Raw genomic sequence first — 18,547 nt, 5'->3', positions numbered from 1 at the left:
TCCCAACCTGGATCTGTAGTGCTCACAACTCCAGACTGGGAACAGCGGGGCAATACTGCAAGGTTCAGCTATCAACTCCTGGGGGCAGGCAGCGGCGCAAAAAGTGCCTCAATATCGCTTTGCTCCAGCTTCCAGCCGCCAGTGGTACCGCCTTCAAGCACCGCACCGGCCAACGCCGCTTTCTCCTGCTGCATCGCCTGTATTTTTTCTTCCACCGTGCCTCGGGCAATCATTTTGTAGACGAACACCGGGTTGTTTTGCCCAATCCGGTAGGCACGGTCTGTCGCCTGATTTTCTACCGCAGGGTTCCACCACGGGTCGAAATGGATGACTGTGTCCGCCGCTGTCAGGTTCAAACCTGTGCCGCCGGCTTTCAAACTGATCAGAAACAACGGCACCTTACCGCCCTGAAAGTCTTTCACCGGTGTACGCCGATCCGTCGTTTCGCCGGTCAGCAGCGAATAGCCAAGACCACGCTGCTGCAACTCCTGCTCAATCAGGGCGAGCATCGACGTGAATTGTGAAAAGAGCAGAATTCTGCGGCCCTCACCAAGCAGCTCTTCGAGCATCTCCATCAGACTGGACAGTTTTCCGCTGCCGGAGCGAAGGGTCTTCGGCGTCAGCGGCATTTTGATCAACCGCAGATCGCAACAGACCTGGCGTAGCTTGAGCAAAGCGTCAAGGATAATGATTTGAGTGCCGCCTACACCGCTGCGGGCAATTTCCTCACGCACCTTCTTGTCCATGGCCACGCGAACCGTTTCATAAACGTCTCGTTGACCATCGCTCAGATCAACCCAATGCACAATTTCTGTTTTTGGCGGCAACTCGGTCGCCACCTGGTCTTTCTTTCGACGCAACAGAAACGGCTTTATCCTGGCCGTCAAATGTTGCATACGCTGGGCATTGCCGTGTTTTTCGATGGGCGTACGGTAGTCGCGATTGAACGATTTGCTATCACCAAGCCAGCCAGGCAATAGAAAGTGAAACTGAGACCACAACTCGCCCAGGTGGTTTTCCAGTGGTGTTCCGCTCAGGCACAACCGCTGGCGAGCCTGCAGATCACGGGCCGCCTGAGCAGCCTTGCTGACTGGATTCTTGATGTTCTGTGCCTCATCGAGAATCAGCACACTCCACATCTGCGGCTGCAGAGCGTCAAGGTCTCGCGGCAGCAGCGCGTAGGTCGTCAGTACCAAGTCGTACTCGGCAAGGCAGGCAAAATCCTTTTGACGCGTCGCGCCATGCAGCGCCAACACCTTCAATTGCGGAGTAAAACGCTGTGACTCATCCAGCCAGTTGGGTATCAGGCTTGTGGGCATCACGACGAGTGCAGGATGATCGAGCCGTCCAGCCTGCTTTTCCGTGAGTAGATGCGCCAGGGTTTGCAGGGTTTTCCCCAACCCCATGTCATCGCCAAGAATACCGCCAACCTCCAGCTCGCGCAGGGTTTGCATCCAGTTCAGACCTTCGAGCTGGTAGGGACGCAACTGCGCCTTGAGACCGGCGGGTGCAGCGACGTGCGCATGCGTCGACTCGCGCAATCGCTTTGCAAAAGCGCGCAATCGATCACCACCTTGCCAGTCGAGCGACACGCCTTCCAGTAAACTCAGACGCGCAGCATCGGGAGCACTCAAGCGCAACGCATCGCCCTGATGATTGCCCAGATACAACTCAGCAAGCGTGGCCATCAGCGGCTTGACCCTGCCATAGGGTAGCGCGACTTTTGTAGTTGCACGGGAAGCGAGGTGACCACCTCCCAGCTCGATCAAGAGTTGCTCATCATCGCTGCGCTGACCCAGGCTGGAGGGCTCGAGCAACTGTGGCTGGCTGCGTAACAAATGCAACAGGATCGGCAACAGGCTGTACCGCTCGCCGTTGACGACAATACCTAGCTGCAGATCAAACCACTGATGCCCGGACTCCTCCTCGACTTCTGCATACCACTGCTCCACAGGCTGCAAATTGAAATGAAAGCCAGGGCTGATATCGATTTTCCAGTTAGCCTCGCGCAACACCGCGAGTCCATCCTGCATAAATAATAGCCAGGCCGAATCATCGGGCAGGGCGAACATCTCGCCCGGACGGTCAATGCTACTTTTGCGCGTGGCCTTTTTAAAACCTTGCTTCGTCAAGAGCTGGCGCAAGGCTTTCTCGGCGGCGGGTTGGCGTTGAATACGCTGAGTTTCAACACCACTGAGGACCAACACTTCCGGATTTCTGTCCGTTGCTGGATGTCCGTTGTAGGTAAACGCCAATGCCGCCCGATGCTCCAGCTCATATTGCCAGCGCGCATAACGCTTGCCACTGGCGAGAGTGAGGTGAGCCTTGGGCAGAACGTTGTCGATAACACGATCAGTGAGGGCATGCGGCGGAGCAACCTGGGTCACAGCGCCCATGCGATGGCTAAACTGCATCGACTGACGAGCCGGAATTTCCGGAGCCAGCGTCAAATGACAAGCCAGTTTCTCATCCAGGTCGCTAAACAGAGGGCCGATCTGATGCCGCTCGCGGTCAAGATAGTAAAGAGGCTCCACAGCCAGTGGCGACTCCACCGCGGCTTCGTCACTGCTCCACTGAGAACGGAAACTGCCGTTTGGCTGCTCAGCCCAAGCAAAACGCCCCACCCTCCTCACGCCTTTGGTTAGAGGATGCAACACTTCAAAATCCAGGAAGAGTCGTGAGGTATTCAACAACATCTCAAGCAATTCAGCACCACTGCTACCCTCCAGAGGATAGCCGCTGTAATACGCATGATGGGAGTGCATGGCGACCAACAGCCTGGCAATGCGCAAGTCGAGTTCGGATAAGTAACCAGGTTGGCGGATCAGCAAGTCCGACAGCGAATACAGCGACTTGATATCGCGCAACTCGCCACTCTTGAGCTGATATCCCTTGAAAATCTGTACCAGCCACTTCCCTGTAGCAGGGGTTTCCTTGAGTTTGTATAACAGCCGCGTACTCGCCGCTTGCGCCAGTTCCCCGCCAGGCTTTGTCGCCGCGGGTATATCGGCGAGCCAACGCTCCAACTCACGATTGAGTTGAACCGGAGCGCGACTGTCAGATGAATTAACGGGTACTTCCTCCTTCAGGTGGTAAATAGCCGCAGCGCAGTGCTTGCAATAAAGCATGACAGGGCAAGAGCAAGAGCATTCGAGCCGCCAATGCCCCCCCGCTTTGACAAGCTCAATGACTTGCTCATACACCTCAATCCCAGAGCCGACACACGAAGCGACGACCCTTGAGTCGTCGATCTGAAGGATCGCTATCCGATCCTCGTCCGCATACTTCAGAGCCCTGTCCAGAGTGCGCTGGCTGAACACATCTTCCCAAGGCAGAGCATCCAGTTGCTCAACTATCGTAGTCACGCTGTCAACCCGCCAAAACGCGTGACAGGATCGACTTCACCGCACCCATCCCGTCCTGTAACGCCTGCTCGATCTGGGCCATGGTGATGACTTCAGTGGTCTTGCCCGCCGCCGGGTTCACCACCAGTGCCAGACAGGCGTAGTCCAGATCCAGTTCACGAGCCAGCGCCGCTTCCGGCATACCGGTCATGCCGACGATGTCGCAGCCATCACGCTCCAGACGGACGATTTCTGCGACAGTCTCCAGACGCGGGCCTTGCATGCAGGCGTAAACGCCCTGATCGCTGTATCCGCAGCCTTCGGCGGCTAACGCAGCAATCAACTGCTGACGCAACGGTTCGCTGTAGGGAAAGCTGAAGTCGATGTGGGTGACATGCTCCAGGTCATCGGCGAAATAGGTGTGCTCACGCCCACTGGTGTAATCGACGATCTGATGCGGCACGCAGAAATGCCCGGTGTCCATGGCCGGGTGAATCCCGCCGACGGCATTGACCGCGATGATTGCTTCGGCACCGGCCTGCTTCAACGCCCAAAGATTGGCGCGGTAGTTGACCTTGTGCGGCGGGAGACGGTGCGGATGGCCGTGCCGGGCGAGGAACAGCACTTCCTTGCCCGCGTATTCGCCAACCTGCACGTCGGCCGATGGCGCGCCGTAAGGCGTGTCCACCGCCAACGACTGGCGAATGCTCAAGCCTTCGAGCTGGGTCAGGCCGGTGCCACCAATGATTGCGAAAACCGCCATAACGGAAAATCCTTAATCGATCAGTTGAGCGTCTTTGAGCGCAACGATGGCGCTGAGCCAGCGCGGATCCTGACGGTAATCGGTGCTGGCGAACGCCTGACCGCGCATCCGCGCGATGCGAGCGGATGGCCTGACCTTCATACGTTGTGCAGCGCTCAGGGCCAACTCGGCCGCGGCGCGGTCGTTGCATACCAGGCCCATGTCGCAACCGGCAGTCAGTGCGGCTTCGATGCGACTGGCTGCGTCGCCGACCACGTGGGCGCCGGCCATCGACAGGTCGTCACTGAAGATCACACCGTCGAACTGCAACTCGCCGCGCAGAATGTCCTGCAGCCAGCGGCGGGAGAAACCAGCAGGCTGCGAGTCGACTTGCGGGTAGATGACGTGAGCGGGCATAACAGCAGCGAGTTGCTTGCTGAGCCGGGCGAATGGCACGAGGTCGTTGGCACGGATCTCATCGAGGCTACGCTCGTCGTTCGGGATCGCCACATGCGAATCGGCTTCCGCCCAGCCATGACCGGGGAAGTGTTTACCGGTGGCCGCCATGCCGGCGCTGTTCATGCCGCGAATAAAGGCACCGGCCAGTAATGCGGCACGTTCGGGATCGCCTTCGAACGAGCGGGTGCCGACAACGGCGCTGCGCTGATAATCCAGATCAAGTACCGGGGCGAAGCTCAGGTCGAGGCCGACCGCCAGCACTTCGGTGGCCATGATCCAGCCGCACTGCTCGGCCAGATATTCGGCATTCGGGTTGTCAGCAATGGCGCGCATGGCCGGTAGACGGACAAAACCCTGACGCAAGCGCTGGACGCGACCGCCCTCCTGATCCACGGCCAGCAGCAGGTCTGGACGTATGGCGCGAATCGATGCGCTCAGCTCGCGTACCTGACGTGGATGCTCGATGTTGCGGGCAAAAATAATAAGGCCGCCCACTTCGGGCTGACGCAACAAATGGCGATCTTCAGCCGTCAGCCAGGTACCGGCGACGTCCACCATCAACGAGCCTTGCAGGCCAGCAGTCATAGAGATTCCTTGAAAACAAAAAAACCGATCCACATGAAATCGCTACCAAGGGCGGTGCCTGGCACGTCGGCAATTTCTATGCAGAAGGGTTTCAGAACGAGAGTCGGCATGGGCAGCTAGCTTAGCGGATACAAGCTGCCGCGCCCACCCGTGCGCGGTTAAACCTTGGCGGCGACCGGCATTGATTTGCTGCGCGGACGCAGTTGAGCGGTGGCCATGGCCGCGTCGGTGACGCCGGTTTCGGCACGCATGCCCGCGGCGAGGAACGGCACCATCAGGCGCATGACTTGCTCAATGGAGGTGTTGACGCCGAAATCGGTTTCAGCAATCGCACGCAAGGCCTTGATGCCGGACATGCTGAACGCAGCAGCACCGAGCATGAAGTGCACGCGCCAGAACAACTCGATCGGAGGAATACGTGGCGCCGCCTCGTTGACCAGCAGCATATAGCGGCGGAATACCTTGCCGTACATGTCTTCCAGATAACGACGCAAGTGGCCTTGGCTCTGGCTGAATGCGAGACCAAGCAGACGCATGAAAATCGACAGGTCATTGCCGCTACGTGGCTGAACCACCAGCGCCTGCTCGACGAGGATTTCCAGCAACTCTTCAAGGGTGGGTTTGTTTTCAGGCTTGGCCTGACGCCGTTCCAGCTCTTTATCAAGGCTCGTGCAAAACGGCCCGAGGAAGCGCGAGAAGACCGCTTGAATCAGCGCTTTCTTCGAGCCGAAATGATAGTTCACCGCTGCCAGATTGACGCCGGCCTTGCTGGTGATCAAACGCAATGAGGTTTCAGCGAAACCTTTCTCCGCGAACAACTGCTCGGCAGCATCAAGAATGCGTTCAACGGTTTCCGACTGGGCCATGGCTACTCCGCCTGACAAACACTTGTTTGAAACATACGTTTCAGCCTGTGCCTTGTCAAGCCTGCCAGTTCGTTTTGGGAATGGTCGGTCAGCTATTTAACCACACAAGACCGATGCATTAATAAGCAGGCCTGCCGACCGTCCGGCGGCCTGTAAAAAAACGGGCATTGCCAAGACCGCTTCACTGTATATAATCCCAGTCACTGTATAAAAAGACAGAGCGATCAATATGCTAAAGCTGACGCCACGCCAAGCCGAGATTCTGGCCTTTATCAAACGCTGCCTTGAAGACAACGGCTACCCGCCGACCCGCGCAGAAATCGCTCAGGAACTGGGTTTCAAGTCGCCCAACGCAGCGGAAGAACATCTCAAGGCGCTGGCTCGCAAGGGCGCCATCGAGATGACCCCAGGTGCATCCCGTGGCATTCGCATCCCCGGTTTCGAAGCCAAAGCCGACGACTCGACCCTGCCAATCATCGGCCGAGTCGCTGCTGGCGCACCGATCCTCGCCCAGCAGCACATCGAAGAATCCTGCAACATCAATCCTGCATTCTTCCACCCTCGCGCCGACTATCTTCTGCGCGTACACGGCATGAGCATGAAGGACATCGGCATTTTCGATGGCGACCTTCTGGCCGTTCACACCACCCGTGAAGCGCGTAATGGTCAGGTTGTCGTCGCCCGCATCGGTGATGAAGTCACCGTCAAACGCTTCAAGCGCGAAGGCAGCAAAGTCTGGCTGATTGCAGAAAACCCTGAGTTCGCCCCCATCGAAGTCGACCTGAAAGATCAGGAACTGGTTATCGAAGGCTTGAGTGTCGGCGTAATCCGCCGTTAGTTAAAGGAGGCTTTATGCAGTTCCCACACACACCTCAACAGACACAACTGCCTTTATTCGAAGCGTTTCTAGCGCAACCGATAGCGCCGATCCTGAAAGAAGTGGTCGAGCGCCCGTGGAGTGTTGAACCGGAAGTATTCAGTGAACTGTCACTGCGCGGTGCCACCGGGAACTGCCTAAACCTGCTGGCTCCGATCCTTCGCGAACTGAGCGATGATCAGGACGCACGCTGGCTAACGCTGATTGCACCACCTGCCAGCCTGACACAAGCGTGGCTGCGGGATGCAGGGCTGAACCGCGAGCGCATTCTATTGCTGCAACCGAGGGGCACTCAAAGTGCTCAGCAACTGGCGTGCGAAGCCTTGCGCCTGGGGCGAAGTCACACTGTAGTCACTTGGCTCAATCCACTGAACACGGGTTCACGACAACAATTGATCAGCGCTGCACGCAAGGGCAACGCCCAGAGCCTGAATATTCGATTGGGTTAGCTGGCTGGTTACGGGCGCTGTTTGAAGCGCCGGGCTTCTCCAAGGATAGAGAAGCCGATCTGAAGCGACAGGACAAACAGGAAAGCAGACGGGGATCAATGAAGAACCCGCGGCCCTTCTTCCTTGTCAAAATCCCCCTCAATCATCCGACCCGCCATCTGCACACCGACGCTCAGCATCGCCTTGGCGATTTCTACATGCTGGCCCTGCAGGAATGTCTTGGCATCCTCGGAGAAATCCAGAGTCACCAGAGACCCCTCGTCCTCAGCCCTGCGCAGTTCGATTCGGCCGTCGGGTAACTCGACAATTTCTAGAAAGGACGTTGGCATATAGGTCTGTTCTCCACGAAAGGCAGGCATTATATAGACATCATCCAGGCTTCGCTCGGGATCTTGACCAGCAGCATGTTTCAGATTGCCACCGCGTCAATCTCCCTCAGCACTCATTCAAGCCTTCGCGAAAACGGATCGCCAGAGCTTTCAGGTTCTGCCGCCAGCTCTCCAACTCCTCTCGACTCAACTCATCTGGTGCCTCTTCTTCATCCAGATTAACCGCCTGGATCAGCGGCTGTGTCACATCTCCCTTGGGTTTGTGCGGTACCCTCGGCGGCTGGAACAACGCCGAATGCGCTGCTAACAGTTTGGCCAGCCAGGTTTGCGAATTGCCCGCCAACTCAACCATTTCAGCCAGTTCGGGGATAGCAATCGACTCAAGCACGTCGCACGTCAGCAGCATCTCCGCCCGGGGTTCATTTGCCTGAGGCAGACGGTAGAAACCGGCGATTTCATGACAAAGCCCCAACAAGGCACCGTAGAGGTGAAACAGCGCCGATTCACGTCCGGCCTGAATCAGCGCCAAAGAATTCATCGCCCGCCCCTCTTCAGCTCGAGCCAGAGCTTCCAGCGACAGGCCGGCAAAATAAATCTTCTGATTGGTACGGGTATAGAGTTCGTGGGCCATGACGGCTGCCTCCACAACGAAATAATTGCTTCACACAGGCCGGACAGTGTCGTGGATCAGCCAATCCCACCGCAAGCACATACTGAAAAGGCCGCATGAAAACCCAAAGGTTCTCATGCGGCCCTTTCAGTATGTGACTAACGCTTACTCAGCCTTGGCCTTTGCGCTGCGTTTGTCTTCAACCGCCCACTTGCCGCCGTCGTAGTAAGCCTTCCAACCGGTAGGCTTGCCGTCGACTTCGGTCTGTACGTATTGCTCCTTGGTCTTGCGGCTGTAGCGGATCACCGCTGGCAGACCATCAGGATCCTTCTGCGGCGCTTCACACAGGAAGTGATACTTTGGATCAATCTCGCTCTTGTGCGGCAGAATCTCGATCACCAATGGAGCACGAGTCTCACGGTTTTTCGGGAACTGACTGGCCGCCAGGAACAGACCGGACGCACCATCACGCAGGATGTAGGTGTCGTTGACTTTTTCGCATTTCAGCTCAGGCATCTTCACCGGATCCATCTTCGGCGGCGCCGCGTCTCCGCTCTTGAGCAGTTTGCGCGTGTTTTTACAGGTCGGGTTGGTGCAGCCGAAGAACTTGCCGAAACGGCCGGTTTTGAGTTGCATCTCGCTGCCGCACTTGTCGCACTCAAGGCTTGGACCTTCATAGCCCTTGATGCGATAGCTGCCTTCTTCGATTTCGTATCCGGCGCAATCCGGATTGTTACCGCAAATGTGCAGTTTGCGCTTCTCGTCGAGCAGGTATGCGTCCATCGCCGTGCTGCAGATCGGGCAGCGATGCTTGCCACGCAGTACCAGCGACTCCGACTCACCCTCGTCGTCTGCAGCGATTTCGTCTCCCGGCACCAGGTTGACGGTGGCCTTGCAGCGTTCTTTCGGTGGCAGGCTGTAGCCCGAGCAGCCGAGGAATACGCCGGTCGACGCGGTACGAATCTGCATCGGACGGCCGCACGTGGTGCACGGAATGTCGGTCATGACCGGCTGGTTGGCACGCATGCCGTTGTCCGGGTTCTCCGCCACTTCGAGTTTCTTCTTGAAGTCGCCGTAGAACTCGTCCAGCACGTTTTTCCAGTCGCGCTCGCCGTGAGCCACGTCATCGAGGTTCTCTTCCATGCCGGCGGTAAAGCCGTAGTCCATGAGATTGGAGAAGCTCTCCGACAGGCGTTCGGTGACGATGTCGCCCATTTTTTCCGAATAGAAACGACGGTTATGCAGCGTCACATAGCCGCGATCCTGAATGGTCGAAATGATCGCAGCGTAGGTCGAAGGACGACCGATGCCGCGTTTTTCCATTTCCTTGACCAGGCTGGCTTCGGAGTAACGCGCCGGTGGCTTGGTGAAGTGCTGGGACGGATCAAGCTTGATCAGCTTCATCACGTCGCCCTGTGCCATGTCCGGCAGAACATCGTCATCGCCAGGCTTGGCGATCTGCGGCATTACGCGGGTGTAGCCGTCGAACTTGAGGATACGGCCCTTGGCACGCAGCTCGAAGTCACCAGCAGCGACGCTCACGGTGGTCGACAGGTATTGCGCGGGCAGCATCTGGCAAGCGAGGAACTGGCGCCAGATCAGCTCGTAGAGGCGCTCAGCGTCACGCTCCATGCCGGCCAGCTTGCTCGGCGTGGTGTTGGCGTCGGAAGGACGGATCGCTTCGTGAGCCTCTTGTGCACCTTCTTTGCTGCTGTAGACGTTTGGTGTTTCCGGCAGGTACTTCTTGCCGAACTCGTCTTCAATGTAAGTGCGTGCCATCGTCACGGCGTCAGCCGAGAGGTTGGTCGAGTCGGTACGCATATAAGTGATGTAGCCAGCTTCGTACAAACGCTGGGCCATCATCATGGTTTTCTTCACCCCGAAGCCCAGGCGATTGCTCGCTGCCTGCTGCAGGGTGGACGTGATGAACGGTGCCGAAGGCTTGCTGCTGGTCGGCTTGTCTTCGCGCTTGACGATGCTGTAGCTGGAAGACTTCAGCTTCTCCAGCGCTGCAGTTGCCTGGGCTTCGTTCAGCGGCTTGAAGGCTTCGCCCTTCTCGCGCGCTACTTCGAAACGCACGGTCGAGCCTTTGGTGGTGCCTAAATCGGCGTGCACTTCCCAGTATTCTTCAGGGTTGAAGGCACGGATTTCGCGCTCGCGCTCGACCACCAGTTTCACCGCAACCGATTGCACACGACCGGCAGACAAGCCACGGGCGATCTTGGCCCACAGCAGTGGCGAGACCATGTAACCCACGACGCGATCGAGGAAACGACGCGCCTGCTGGGCATTCACACGATCGATGTCCAGCTCGCCCGGCTCGGAGAAGGCTTCCTGAATCGCTTTCTTGGTGATTTCGTTGAACACCACGCGCTTGTAGCGGCTGTCGTCACCACCAATGGCTTCGCGCAGGTGCCAGGCAATGGCTTCCCCCTCGCGATCCAAGTCGGTTGCGAGATAGATGGTGTCAGCGTCTTTGGCGAGCCGGCGCAGCTCTTCGATGACCTTCTCTTTACCCGGGAGGATCTCGTACTGGGCTTTCCAGCCATGATCGGGATCGACCCCCATACGCGAGACCAACTGCTTGCGCGCTTTCTCTTTCGGCGTGAGCACCGGCCCTTCGCCCGCGGCAGCCTTGCCGCGCTTGGCGGCTGGCTCTTTGCTGGCGCTAGCCGAACCGCTGGTGGGCAGGTCTCGGATATGGCCGATACTCGACTTCACCACGTATTGGTTACCCAGATACTTGTTGATGGTCTTGGCCTTAGCCGGGGATTCCACAATGACCAGCGATTTGCCCATGGATCAGAAAATTCCTGAATTCTAGAAGTGAAAGGCGGTTGGCGCCTGACGCGGCACCGCTATATATAGTTGATACAAGGTGAGGTCAAGCACAGGGTGCTGCGCGCACTCGCCTCATGCCTTGGAAAAAAGGCTCGGTTCGGCTTGCACCAAAGCAAAGCGTGGCACCTGCTCGCCGTCAACCTCGACTGACTCGAGAAACATGCTCAAAGGGCGCACCCAAAAGCCATAATCGCCATACAGGGCTTGGTAAAAGACCACTTCTTCTTCGGTCTCGGAATGCCGCGCAACATTGAATACACGGTACTGCGGACCTTTGTAATGTTGGTAGAGCCCAGGTTGTATCGGCATGCTTCGGCCCTCACTCAAATTTTTTCAAAAAAAAACAAAATAAATCCACAAAAACAAAAACCGGGGCACTTGGCCCCGGCTTCCATCAACGAGACGCTTAAACGCGTTCGAAGACGGTGGAGATGCCTTGGCCGAGACCAATGCACATAGTGGCCACCCCGAAGGTGCCGCTATTCTGCTTCATCACGTTCAGCAGGGTGCCGGAAATACGCGCACCGGAGCAACCGAACGGGTGACCCAGGGCAATCGCGCCGCCGTGCAGGTTAACCTTCTCATTCATCTTGTCGAGTACTTTCAGATCTTTCAGCACTGGCAGAGCCTGTGCGGCGAAAGCTTCATTGAGCTCAAAGAAGTCGATATCGTTAATGACAAGACCTGCACGCTTCAGGGCTTTCTGTGTAGCCGGAACTGGACCATAGCCCATGATTGCCGGATCCACACCCGCCACTGCCATCGAGCGGATCACCGCCATCGGCTGGATACCCAGGTCCTGCGCACGCTGCGCCGACATCACGATCATGCATGAAGCACCATCGGTGATCTGCGACGAAGTACCGGCAGTCACGGTGCCGCCCTTTGGATTGAAGGCAGGCTTGAGGGCCGCCAGGCTTTCCAGGGTGGTTTCCGGACGAATGGTTTCGTCGTAGTCGAACAGTTTCAGGAAACCGTTCTCGTCATATCCCTGCATCGGGATGATTTCGTCTTTGAACTTGCCTTCCACGGTGGCCTTGTGGGCGAGTTGGTGGGAACGCACGCCAAAGGCGTCTTGCTGCTCACGAGTGATGCCGTGCATCTTGCCAAGCATTTCAGCGGTCAGGCCCATCATGCCCGAGGCTTTCGCAGCGTACAGAGACATGTGCGGGTTCGGATCGACACCGTGCATCATGCTCACATGACCCATATGCTCGACGCCACCAACCACGAACACGTCACCGTTACCGGTCATGATCGCTTGTGCAGCAGTGTGCAGAGCGCTCATCGACGAGCCACACAGACGGCTGACGGTCTGGCCGGCCGAGGTGTGCGGGATCTGGGTCATCAGCGACGCCATGCGCGCAATGTTCCAGCCCTGCTCCAGGGTCTGGTTTACACAGCCCCAGATCACGTCCTCGACTTCAGCAGGATCGACCTTGGCGTTGCGCTCCAGCAATTTGCTGATCAGGTGCGCCGACATGTCTTCAGCGCGGGTGTTGCGGTGCATGCCGCCCTTGGAGCGGCCCATCGGTGTACGACCGAAGTCGACAATCACGACGTCTCTAGGATTCAAGCTCATAAGTTCACTCTCACTCTAGTTGGGGGCGCTTAACCGAAGAAGCTCTGGCCGTTTTTGGCCATTTCGCGCAGCTTCGCGGTCGGGTGGTACAGCGCGCCCAAATCAGCGTACTGGTCAGCCAGGGCAACGAACTCGGCAACACCGATCGAATCGATGTAGCGCAGCGCACCGCCACGGAATGGAGGGAAACCGATACCGTAGACCAGACCCATGTCGGCTTCGGCGGCAGTTTCAACGATGCCGTCTTCCAGGCAACGCACGGTTTCCAGGCACAGCGCAATCATCATCCAGTTGATGATGTCTTCGTCAGTGACTTCGCGCTGCTCGTAAACGATCGGCTTGAGTACTTCCAGTACCGACGGATCGGCAACTTTCTTCTGCTTGCCTTTCTTGTCGGTCTCGTAGGCGTAGAAGCCCTTACCGTTTTTCTGGCCCAGACGCTTGGCTTCGTAAAGCACGTCGACAGCCGAACGACGGTCATCCTTCATGCGATCCGGGAAGCCTTCAGCCATCACGTCACGGCCGTGGTGACCGGTGTCGATGCCGACCACATCCATCAGGTAGGCAGGCCCCATCGGCCAGCCGAATTTTTCCATGATCTTGTCGATGCGGACGAAGTCCACACCAGCGCTGACCAGCTTGGCGAAACCGCCGAAGTACGGGAACAGCACGCGGTTGACCAGGAAGCCCGGGCAATCGTTGACGACGATCGGGTTCTTGCCCATTTTCTTGGCGTAGGCAACGGTGGTGGCAACAGCCAGCTCGCTGGACTTCTCGCCACGAATCACTTCTACCAGCGGCATCATGTGCACCGGGTTGAAGAAGTGCATGCCGACAAAATTTTCCGGGCGCTTGAGGGCTTTCGCCAGCAGGCTGATGGAAATGGTCGAGGTGTTGGACGCGAGGATGGTGTCCTCTTTGACCTTGTCTTCGACTTCCGCCAGCACGGCTTGCTTGACTTTCGGGTTCTCGACGACAGCTTCAACAACCAGGTCAACGTGACCAAAATCGCCGTAGGACAGCGTCGGACGAATGCCGTTGAGCACTTCAGCCATTTTCGCGGCGGTCATACGACCTTTGTCAACGCGGCCAACCAGCAGTTTGGCGGCTTCGGCCAGACCCTGCTCGATACCGTGTTCGTTGATATCCTTCATCAGGATCGGCGTGCCTTTGGACGCCGACTGATAGGCGATACCGCCCCCCATGATGCCAGCGCCGAGTACGGCGGCCTGCTTCACGTCTTTGGCGATTTCGTCGTAGGCCTTGGCCTTCTTCTTCAGTTCCTGATCGTTCAGGAACAGACCGATCAAGCTCTGCGCGGCAGAGGTCTTGGCCAGTTTGACAAAACCTGCGGCTTCGACTTCCAGCGCCTTGTCACGACCGAAGTTGGCGGCTTTCTGGATGGTCTTGATCGCTTCGACCGGCGCCGGGTAGTTCGGGCCAGCTTGACCGGCAACAAAACCTTTAGCGGTTTCGAAAGCCATCATTTGTTCAATGGCGTTCAGCTTGAGTTTTTCCAGCTTCGGCTGACGCTTGGCCTTGAAATCGAACTCGCCGCAGATGGCACGCTTGATCAGCTCAAGGGCAGCTTCCTGCAGCTTCTCTGGAGCAACCACGGCGTCGACCGCGCTGACTTTCAGGGCGTCTTCAGGGCGGTTTTCCTTGCCGGCGGCAATCCACTCGATAGCGTTGTCGACACCGATCAGGCGCGGCAGACGCACGGTACCGCCGAAGCCTGGGTAGATGCCCAGCTTGACTTCCGGCAGACCGATTTTGGCCTTGGTCGACATGACGCGATAGTCAGCTGCCAGGCACATTTCCAGACCGCCGCCCAGGGCGATGCCGTTGATGGCCGCTACGGTCGGAACGTTGAGGTCTTCGAAATCGCTGAAGATCTTGTTGGCTTCGAGATTGCCAGCAACCAGCTCGGCATCCGGCAGCTTGAAGTTTTCGACAAATTCAGTGATGTCGGCGCCGACGATGAACACGTCCTTGCCACTGCTGACGATCACACCCTTGATCGAAGCATCTGCCTTGATGGTGTCTACGGCCTGACGCAGCTCGTTCAGGGTAAGACGGTTGAACTTGTTGACGGACTCACCCTTGAGGTCGAATTTCAATTCGACGATGCCACTTTCAAGAGCGTTAACCGTGATGGCTTTACCTTCGTAAATCATCAACTGATCTCCACGATATGGAAGCTGAACAGTACACGTCGGACGCAGGCGAATGGCTTGGCAGGACGCTTTTTCGTCGATGCTAACGCCAATCCACCCGGCACACCCGCCAACGCGATAGTCGGGATTCTGTAGGAGCGATCTGTAAGACAAACGCTCAATTCATACGCCCGTTTGATTTGGGTACGCCACCTTCACGGAATTTCCGACAATTGTCAATCGCCCAAAATACGGGTTGAAAGGCGACTTTGCGGTCATTTCCGCTCCACGAAGACCGGCAACACGCATCTGCATGTGAAGCCATTCATAGAATCAATAGTTAGAAAAGTCGCCCTAATTCTCATCGAGCCTTGTTTAAGGGGCTACGCTGGCTGGACTACAGGGAGATTCGCTGACTCCGCAAATGTGAATCAGCGATAAAAACAGTTACCGGCCTGCCTGGCCCCCGCCCGATGAATCATGTCGGGCTTTTTGTTGCTCGTCTGCCGGACGATGCGCACCATTGCAGTACGAAATGTCCGCGGGTTACGCCAGCGCTTTCAGTGTGGCATCGATATCCTGCAAAACTGCGGCTTCACCCTTTTCGCCCCAGTACAAGGCGATCATCTGCTTGTCGGCCTCGACCTTGAACACGTTGCCTGGCAACTTTTCGAAATGATTGAGCAGCGCCCGGTCTTCGCAGACTTCCTGCCATTGATTGACCCATATCCCTGGCGAATTCTGCCAGTAAGTCCAGCACGCTGGCTGACTGCCACGCCGCGGCCGATGGTATTGAGCACACGGATTGGGAGGCTCCTGAGACAGCCAGTGCGGCCACTCCTGAGGCGCCAGTTGCATAGCCAGCCCGATACGCCGCGCCTCCATGCGCAGGGCCATTCGACCGCTCTGCACACGCGATGGGCGCAACCATGCCAGCGGGCTCAGAACCACCAACAGGATTGACACCACCAACCAGACCGTCATATCTCTACTCCCGACTTAAGGTGAGCGCATTGTGTCACTTTGTTGAAACCAGCCATACTTAACAGTATTGAACCGTCACGAGGAGCACCTCATGCCCTACTCCCATATCCTGGTCGCCGTCGATCTGACCGAAGAGTGCGATCCTGTGATCCACCGCGCCCGAGAGCTGTCGGTGAGCAATGACGCCAAGCTCTCGCTGGTGCATATCGTCGAGCCGATGGCCATGGCGTTCGGCGGCGACGTGCCGATGGATCTATCACAACTGCAACAGCAGCAGTTCGATCAAGCCAAGGAACGCCTTGAGCGCCTGAAACTCAAGTATTGCGAACTCAAAGGCGCCGACTGCCACTTGACCTACGGCCAGCCACGCCAGGAAATCCACCATTTTGCCAAGGAGCATGAGTGCGATCTGATCGTGGTGGGCAGTCATGGACGCCATGGTCTGGCGCTGTTGCTCGGCTCGACCGCCAACGATGTACTGCACGGCGCGCCTTGTGACGTGCTAGCGGTGCACCTGGTCAAACAGTGAAATGCATCACCCTGAGGGACGGGCTTGCTCGCGAAAACGTCGGCACATCCAATTTGATTTCGCGTGATATACCGATATCGTGAGCAAACCCGCTCCTACCATGGATTTCAACACTACGTAAAAAGCCCGGCGCTCATGACTGAACGCCGGGCTTTTTTACATCTGGATCAATCAGGCATCCAACTCGGCCCAACGCTCCACCAGTGCATCCAGCTCGGCCTGCAATTGCTCAAGCGAGGCAATCACCTTGGCAGTCTCTGCCGCAGGACGCTGATAGAAACCGGCTTCGGCCATTTCGGCCTCTACGGCAGCGATTTGTTGCTCCTTGGCGTCAATATCACCCGGCAACGCTTCCAGTTCGCGCTGCAACTTGTAGCTCAGCTTCTTTTTTGCAGCAGGGGCAGCAACGGCAGGCGCTGCGACGGGAGCCGGCTCAGCCGTCACCACCGCCGAGTTCAGGTCAGCCTTGCCCGACTTGCTCTCGGTTACACCCAGCAGACGCGGCGAGCCGCCCTGACGAATCCAGTCTTGATAACCACCGACGTATTCGCGCACCTTGCCTTCGCCTTCGAAGACCAGGGTGCTGGTGACGACGTTGTCGAGGAATGCCCGGTCGTGGCTGACCATCAGTACAGTGCCGTTGAAGGTCAGCAGCACCTCTTCGAGCAGCTCAAGGGTTTCCACGTCGAGGTCGTTGGTCGGTTCGTCGAGTACCAACAGGTTCGCTGGTTTGCTGAACAGCTTTGCCAACAGCAGGCGAGCACGCTCACCACCCGACAACGCCTTGACAGGCGTGCGAGCACGCTGCGGGCTGAACAGGAAGTCGCCGAGGTAGCTCAGCACATGACGGCTCTGGCCATCGATATCGATAAAGTCGCGACCTTCGGCGACGTTGTCGATCACGGTCTTTTCCAGATCCAGCTGATGGCGCAATTGATCGAAGTAAGCCACATCGATCCGGGTGCCCTCTTCAACTTTACCGCTGGTCGGTTGCAGGCCGTTGAGCATCAGCTTGAGCAAGGTCGTCTTGCCGGTACCGTTGGCGCCAAGCAAACCGATACGGTCGCCGCGCTGCAGCACCATCGAGAAGTCCTTGATCAGGAACGGGCCGTCCGGGTGATGAAAGCTGACATTTTCCAGCACCATCACTTGCTTGCCAGACTTGTCGGCGGTTTCCAGCTGGATATTGGCCTTGCCGGTACGCTCACGACGTTCGCTGCGCTCGACACGCAGGGCTTTCAGGGCGCGAACGCGACCTTCGTTACGGGTACGACGCGCCTTGATGCCCTGACGGATCCACACTTCTTCCTGAGCCAGACGCTTGTCGAACAGCGCGTTGGCGGTTTCTTCAGCAGCCAGCGCGGCCTCTTTGTGGACGAGGAAGCTGGCGTAGTCGCCGTTCCAGTCGATCAGGCCGCCGCGATCCAGTTCGAGGATGCGCGTGGCAAGGTTTTGCAGAAAGGAACGGTCGTGCGTGATGAACAGCACGGCGCCCTGAAAATCTTTCAGCGCTTCTTCGAGCCAGGCAATTGCACCGATGTCCAGGTGGTTGGTGGGTTCGTCGAGCAGCAGCAGATCGGGTTCGGACACCAGTGCCTGCGCGAGCAGCACGCGACGACGCCAGCCACCGGACAATTCGGCAAGGGTCTTGTCAGCCGGCAATTGCAGGCGGCTCAGTGTGCTGTCGACCAGGGTCTGCAAGCGCCAGCCGTCACGGGCTTCGAGGTCGTGCTGAACGTGCATCAGTTTGTCCAGATCGGCATCGGTGACGATGTTCTGGCTCAGGTGATGATACTCGGCGAGCAAGGCGCCAACACCGTCGAGGCCTTCAGCCACCACGTCAAACACCGTCCGCTCGTCAGCCACCGGCAATTCTTGCGGCAATTCGCCGATTTTCAGACCGGGGGCACGCCACACCGAGCCGTCATCGGGCTTCTGGTCGCCCTTGACCAGTTTCATCATGCTGGATTTACCAGTGCCGTTGCGGCCGATGATGCACACCCGCTCACCACGGGCGATCTGCCAGGACACCTTGTCCAACAACGGCATCGCGCCGAATGCAAGGGACACATCGCTGAATTTGAGCAGGGTCATGAGCTTCTCCAAAAACCGGGCGCGCATTCTACCTGAGTTAGGGCTTCAGCAGGCCGGCAATTTGTCTGTCGAAGCACTCTGCACAACATTTGTTGCGAAC

15 protein-coding genes are annotated in these 18,547 nt (G+C 57.6%); 3 read left to right on the top strand and 12 right to left on the bottom strand.

Annotation, left to right across the window (positions count from 1 at the left end; genetic code table 11):
* Nucleotides 1-71: 71 nt before the first annotated feature.
* From AACY18_RS22805 to AACY18_RS22790, 4 genes are all read right to left on the bottom strand, one after another.
* On the bottom strand, nucleotides 72-3,365 hold the full coding sequence (locus tag AACY18_RS22805) for a DEAD/DEAH box helicase (RefSeq protein WP_339466198.1): 3,294 nt from the start codon (nucleotides 3,363-3,365) through the stop codon (nucleotides 72-74).
* 4 nt (nucleotides 3,366-3,369) lie between these two features.
* Entirely contained in the window at nucleotides 3,370-4,107 is a 738-nt protein-coding gene (locus AACY18_RS22800; protein ID WP_339433385.1) for an S-methyl-5'-thioinosine phosphorylase, read from the bottom strand.
* 12 nt (nucleotides 4,108-4,119) lie between these two features.
* Nucleotides 4,120-5,130 (bottom strand): beta-N-acetylhexosaminidase, encoded by a 1,011-nt coding sequence (nagZ, locus tag AACY18_RS22795; protein WP_339433386.1) that lies wholly within the window; start codon nucleotides 5,128-5,130, stop codon nucleotides 4,120-4,122.
* 158 nt (nucleotides 5,131-5,288) lie between these two features.
* Nucleotides 5,289-5,996, bottom strand: a complete 708-nt coding sequence (locus AACY18_RS22790) for a TetR/AcrR family transcriptional regulator (protein WP_339433387.1) — start codon at nucleotides 5,994-5,996, stop codon at nucleotides 5,289-5,291.
* A gap of 229 nt (nucleotides 5,997-6,225) precedes the next feature.
* Between AACY18_RS22790 and lexA the strand changes: the two genes are divergently transcribed.
* Both lexA and sulA read left to right on the top strand, forming a co-directional pair.
* Nucleotides 6,226-6,834: a transcriptional repressor LexA gene (gene lexA, locus AACY18_RS22785; protein WP_003226590.1), complete on the top strand. Its 609-nt coding sequence runs from the start codon at nucleotides 6,226-6,228 to the stop codon at nucleotides 6,832-6,834.
* A gap of 14 nt (nucleotides 6,835-6,848) precedes the next feature.
* A complete protein-coding gene (sulA, locus tag AACY18_RS22780; RefSeq protein WP_339433388.1) occupies nucleotides 6,849-7,322 on the top strand; it encodes an SOS-induced cell division inhibitor SulA in 474 nt (157 codons plus the stop codon).
* Between the two features lie 95 nt (nucleotides 7,323-7,417).
* Here the strand turns inward: sulA and AACY18_RS22775 are convergent, their stop codons facing one another.
* The 7 genes from AACY18_RS22775 to AACY18_RS22745 all read right to left on the bottom strand — a co-directional run bounded on the left by AACY18_RS22775 (nucleotide 7,418) and on the right by AACY18_RS22745 (nucleotide 15,824).
* On the bottom strand, nucleotides 7,418-7,651 hold the full coding sequence (locus tag AACY18_RS22775; protein WP_221733227.1) for a hypothetical protein: 234 nt from the start codon (nucleotides 7,649-7,651) through the stop codon (nucleotides 7,418-7,420).
* A 106-nt stretch (nucleotides 7,652-7,757) separates the two neighbouring features.
* Nucleotides 7,758-8,282: a DUF6586 family protein gene (locus AACY18_RS22770; RefSeq protein ID WP_339466197.1), complete on the bottom strand. Its 525-nt coding sequence runs from the start codon at nucleotides 8,280-8,282 to the stop codon at nucleotides 7,758-7,760.
* Between the two features lie 144 nt (nucleotides 8,283-8,426).
* Complete coding sequence (gene topA, locus AACY18_RS22765) at nucleotides 8,427-11,060, bottom strand: type I DNA topoisomerase (protein WP_339433390.1); 2,634 nt, start codon at nucleotides 11,058-11,060, stop codon at nucleotides 8,427-8,429.
* A 114-nt stretch (nucleotides 11,061-11,174) separates the two neighbouring features.
* Nucleotides 11,175-11,411, bottom strand: coding sequence for a DUF1653 domain-containing protein (locus AACY18_RS22760; protein WP_042560169.1), 237 nt, complete (start codon nucleotides 11,409-11,411; stop codon nucleotides 11,175-11,177).
* Nucleotides 11,412-11,508: 97 nt separating this feature from the next.
* Complete coding sequence (gene fadA, locus AACY18_RS22755) at nucleotides 11,509-12,684, bottom strand: acetyl-CoA C-acyltransferase FadA (RefSeq protein WP_339466195.1); 1,176 nt, start codon at nucleotides 12,682-12,684, stop codon at nucleotides 11,509-11,511.
* Between the two features lie 29 nt (nucleotides 12,685-12,713).
* Nucleotides 12,714-14,861, bottom strand: coding sequence for a fatty acid oxidation complex subunit alpha FadB (gene fadB, locus AACY18_RS22750; protein WP_339466194.1), 2,148 nt, complete (start codon nucleotides 14,859-14,861; stop codon nucleotides 12,714-12,716).
* Between the two features lie 525 nt (nucleotides 14,862-15,386).
* Nucleotides 15,387-15,824, bottom strand: a complete 438-nt coding sequence (locus AACY18_RS22745) for a hypothetical protein (RefSeq protein ID WP_339466192.1) — start codon at nucleotides 15,822-15,824, stop codon at nucleotides 15,387-15,389.
* Nucleotides 15,825-15,915: 91 nt separating this feature from the next.
* On the opposite strand from AACY18_RS22745, the gene AACY18_RS22740 reads away from it, so the two are divergent.
* A complete protein-coding gene (locus AACY18_RS22740; RefSeq protein WP_339433394.1) occupies nucleotides 15,916-16,353 on the top strand; it encodes a universal stress protein in 438 nt (145 codons plus the stop codon).
* 171 nt (nucleotides 16,354-16,524) lie between these two features.
* On the opposite strand, the gene AACY18_RS22735 is transcribed toward AACY18_RS22740, so the two are convergent.
* Nucleotides 16,525-18,447, bottom strand: a complete 1,923-nt coding sequence (locus AACY18_RS22735) for an ATP-binding cassette domain-containing protein (protein WP_339433395.1) — start codon at nucleotides 18,445-18,447, stop codon at nucleotides 16,525-16,527.
* Nucleotides 18,448-18,547: the final 100 nt, after the last annotated feature.

The sequence above is a fragment of the Pseudomonas sp. EA_65y_Pfl2_P74 genome (assembly GCF_963970575.1).
Lineage (GTDB): Bacteria > Pseudomonadota > Gammaproteobacteria > Pseudomonadales > Pseudomonadaceae > Aquipseudomonas > Aquipseudomonas baetica_A.
Note: the sequence above shows the minus strand (reverse complement) of the source record. Positions and strands in the feature narration are given on the sequence as shown.